Raw genomic sequence first — 3,647 nt, forward strand, 5'->3', positions numbered from 1 at the left:
CCCGCGCGCCCGGCGCCGCGCCCCCCCACCCCCCCCCCGCGGCTGGCCGGAGAGAGCCCGGACCTTGCGCCGCCGGACGGCCCGGCCTCGCGAGAACAGGTTCTGCCTTCCGAACGCAGCCAGGCGATCCTCGAGGCGACGAAACAGGTGGGTGCCCTGCTGAAACGCAAGGGGCACGCCTTCGCGCTGGCCGGCAGCGTCGCGGCCTACGCGCACGGCGGGTACGTGAACCTGCAGCACGACGCCGACTTCTGTGTCGTCCCGGACGACGCCGAAGCGGTGGCGGCCACGCTGCGCGATGCAGGCCTGACCGTGCGCGTACCGCCGGAGGACTGGCTGCTCAAGGCCACGTGTTTCGGCCAGGACATCGACATCATCTTCGAACTGTCCCACCGTCCCGTCGGCGAGGACCTGCTGCACCGGGCGCAGGAGATCCCCGTGGACTCGGTGCGCATGCCGGTGCTGGCGCCCACCGATCTGATGGTGAGCCTGCTGACCGCCTTCTCCGAGCACTACTGCGACTTCGGGGCCGTTCTGCCCGTGGCCCGTGCGCTGCGGGAGAAGGTCGACTGGGCGGACGTACGGCGTTTGTGCGGGGAGGAACCCATGCCGGCCGCGTTCCTCTTCCTCCTCGAGCGTCTGAACGTCATCGACCCGGCGAAGGAGTGCTCATGAGTTCCGCGAGCCTGGAATATCGCCTTGCCCACCTGGCACAACGCCTGGCCGGAGGGCATCCCGGCGGAGAGCTGGGGGTACGGGCCGAGATACGGGGCGAGACGGTCCTGCTGTCGGGCACGGTGCCGTCCGCGCGGTGCCGGGACGACATCCTTCGCCTCGCCCACGAGGAGCTGGCGGACCTGCGGGTGCACTGCGACATCGTCGTCGCCGGCACCGCCCCGCCCGACAGCGTGGAGGAACTCGCGTGACCAGGGTCGCGGCCGTCGGGGACATCCACATGGGTGCCGAGAGCCGAGGCTCGCTCCGCCCCGCGTTCGAGACGCTGCCCGACTGCGCGGACATCCTGCTGCTGGCCGGTGACCTCACCCGCCACGGCACGCCCGAGGAGGCGCGTGTGGTCGCCGGGGAGATCAAGGACCTGGCGGTGCCCGTCGTCGCGGTCCTGGGGAACCACGACCACCACGCCGAACGGCCGGAGGAGGTCGCGGCCATCCTGCGGGACGCCGGTGTCCGGGTCCTGGAAGGTCAGGCGACCGTCGTGACCGGCGACGGCCGTCGCATCGGGGTCGCCGGTACCAAGGGATTCGGCGGTGGGTTCGCGGGCCGCTGTGCCGGCGAATTCGGCGAGCCGGTCATGAAGGAGTTCGTCGGATACTCCCGCCGCTGCGCGGACACCCTCCGGGCGGCCCTGGAGGAGCTGCGACGGAGCGAGTGCGAAGTACGGATCGCTCTCACCCACTTCGCACCCGTGCCGGACACCCTCGCCGGGGAGCCCCTGGAGATCTACCCCTTCCTCGGCAGCTACCTGCTCGCCGAAGCCATCGACGCCGTCGGCGCCGACCTCGCGGTCCACGGACACGCGCACTCGGGCAGGGAACACGGCATGACCGACGGCGGTGTGAAGGTGCGCAATGTGGCGCAGCCCGTCATCGGGCGGGCCTTTCACGTCTATCACCTGCCCGAACCGAATCATGGACCACGGTCCGGCGACGGTCGGTGAGGCCAACGCGTGGCAGGCGCAGGCGCCGCGCACGACGAAAGGGCCGGCAGACGGCTCTTGCGCTCGCCGTTGCGGCCCTCGGTTCGTGCAGTCGCCTCGTGCAGTCGTCGGGCTCGTTCAGTCGTCGCCCCTGATGATGTTCCACTCCGCGCCGACACGCGCCCTGGGCGGGGCGCTCTCGTCCTCCATGGCGGGCACACACGTCCGCACGTGCTTGCCGCGCAGCTCGCGCGCCTTCGCCCAGCCGGTCTCGGGTGGGCGCAACTCCGGTTTCGCAACGGTGGTCCGCGCGGTCACGGTGCTCATCTTCCTTCTGCCTCCTGCGTACGGGTGACCACGACCGGGTTCCCAGTGGCCGCCCCTGCAAACGCGCGCAGGCCGGGTGGCCGGGCGGCCCGGCTCGCAGGGTTCGTGTGCCCGGCGCCCCCCAGGGGTACCCGGCACAAGTTCCCTGATGACCAGTGGTCCTACGAGCAGGGTGGCCCGCCCGCCCTGGGAGGCGAGGGACTCATGTCCGTGACGCATCCCGCCGAGCGGAGCCGGAACGGCAGGGGCTGGTTCGAGCGCCTGGCGGAAGCGGGCTCGAACTTCACCAGCTCCTGGGTGTTCTACTGCTTCTGCCTGGTCCTGGTCGCCGCCTTCGTCGCGGTTCACGCGGCCGGTCTCCCGCTGACCTGGCAGCTGCTGGTCGGCGATGTCATGACCAGCGTCAACCTGCTGCTGCTGGCCCTGCTGAAGAACTCGGAGCGCCGCGCGGAGCACGCCATCCAGCGCAAGCTCGACTGCATCGCGGCCGCTCTGCTCGAAGAACACGAAGAACACGAAGAACGCCCGGGCGAGGGGCGCAGGGCGCACGCCGATCTGCGGAGCGCGATCCGCATGGAGGAGGAGGTCTGAGGCCGGGACGGCGGCGAAGGCCCGGCCCGGGAGGACCTCCTGGTGCCGCGCGACGACTTCGCCCGGCCGGTGTTCGGCGGAGGGCGGCGACGACTGTCCGGGCCGCGGGCGTCAACGCGGTGCGAAGCCGTGAGTGGTGAAGGCGACCTGGTCCCGCTTCCCCGTGCCATCGGTGATCCACCAGCGGGCGGGGAACGGGGAGCACATCCCGCTGCCGAGTGTCGGTGGCGCCGAACGGCTGGGCGTACCGTCGTTGCGCGGGCACCCGTTTTCCATCGACCCGTGCGGGTCCCTGACGCACCGTCATTTCGGCGCTCGTCGATGAGGGTGGCGCCCGCCTCGGTACCGACCACGATGCTGTCGCGCGAGCGAGCCGTCCACGTCGGGGGCTTCGATGGGCCGCTCCAGCGGATTGAGACAACTTCGGACCGACTACGTATCGCTGGACACAAGGAAACGGGTGTCCCACGGACGTGGGTGGAGGAGGAACGCCGATGGACTGCGACGGCCTTGAACCACTGCCGTCCCTCGCTTCGGAGCGTGACGCCGCACAAGAAATCCAGGACTCCTTCCAGGCGATCCTGGACGCCCTTGACGCAGCGCGCGCCGAGCTTCACCTGGCGGGCGCGAGCCAGGGGACAGCGAGTCCGCCGCTATCCCTCGACAACCACGGCGCATCGGGCGCGGGCGGCAACCGCGCGGAACCTGCCGGTGCTCCCTCGTCCCACCCGGTGCCCCGGCCCGTGGACCCGCGGACACAGCGGAGGGGGCCTTGGCCCGCAGGTCTGGTTCCCGCCCCGCCACAAGGCGTTCCGCCGGTCGTCGTGGATCCATTGCGCACGGAACGCGTGCGCCGGGCTCCGCGCGACGCCAGGGTGCAGCCGCTGTGGTCGCGCGGCGTGCGACGAGAGGCGGGAGAGCAGACCGTGACAGGCGGCGCGGTCCCCGCGCAGCCCAGGGCGTCGGCAGCCCGGCCGGTCCCGGAGCCCCCGCGGGCGAGCGTGCGTCCCGCAGCCGACTCGCCTTCGGAGGGAGGCCTGCGGACAGGCCCGCGAGGTGCTGCTCGGCGCTC

General features: G+C 71.6%; 5 protein-coding genes. 4 read left to right on the top strand and 1 reads right to left on the bottom strand.

Going from position 1 to position 3,647, the window contains the following annotated elements; translation table 11 throughout:
* The 3 genes from ACFW2E_RS23005 to ACFW2E_RS23015 all read left to right on the top strand — a co-directional run.
* Nucleotides 1-675: hypothetical protein (locus ACFW2E_RS23005; RefSeq protein ID WP_384468949.1), on the top strand; the 675-nt coding region annotated here is incomplete at its 5' end.
* Nucleotides 672-926, top strand: a complete 255-nt coding sequence (locus ACFW2E_RS23010) for a BON domain-containing protein (RefSeq protein WP_384468950.1) — start codon at nucleotides 672-674, stop codon at nucleotides 924-926. The genes ACFW2E_RS23005 and ACFW2E_RS23010, both read left to right, overlap by 4 nt.
* A complete protein-coding gene (locus tag ACFW2E_RS23015; RefSeq protein WP_384468951.1) occupies nucleotides 923-1,678 on the top strand; it encodes a metallophosphoesterase in 756 nt (251 codons plus the stop codon). The genes ACFW2E_RS23010 and ACFW2E_RS23015 overlap by 4 nt, the downstream gene beginning before the upstream one ends.
* Nucleotides 1,679-1,795: 117 nt before the next feature.
* Here the strand turns inward: ACFW2E_RS23015 and ACFW2E_RS23020 are convergent, their stop codons facing one another.
* A complete protein-coding gene (locus ACFW2E_RS23020; protein WP_384468952.1) occupies nucleotides 1,796-1,984 on the bottom strand; it encodes a hypothetical protein in 189 nt (62 codons plus the stop codon).
* 204 nt (nucleotides 1,985-2,188) lie between these two features.
* Here ACFW2E_RS23020 and ACFW2E_RS23025 point away from each other — a divergent pair, with 204 nt between their 5' ends.
* A complete protein-coding gene (locus ACFW2E_RS23025) occupies nucleotides 2,189-2,575 on the top strand; it encodes a low affinity iron permease family protein (protein WP_384468953.1) in 387 nt (128 codons plus the stop codon).
* The last annotated feature ends 1,072 nt before the right edge of the window (nucleotides 2,576-3,647 follow it).

The sequence above is a fragment of the Streptomyces sp. NPDC058964 genome (assembly GCF_042741275.1).
Taxonomy (GTDB): Bacteria; Actinomycetota; Actinomycetes; order Streptomycetales; family Streptomycetaceae; genus Streptomyces.

What these genes read in the sequence shown, in the direction of transcription:
- ACFW2E_RS23020 (WP_384468952.1), bottom strand. Translation starts at nt 1,984, where the DNA reads ATGAGCACCGTGACCGCGCGGACCACCGTTGCGAAACCGGAGTTGCGC.
- ACFW2E_RS23010 (WP_384468950.1), top strand. Translation starts at nt 672, where the DNA reads ATGAGTTCCGCGAGCCTGGAATATCGCCTTGCCCACCTGGCACAACGC.
- ACFW2E_RS23025 (WP_384468953.1), top strand. Translation starts at nt 2,189, where the DNA reads ATGTCCGTGACGCATCCCGCCGAGCGGAGCCGGAACGGCAGGGGCTGG.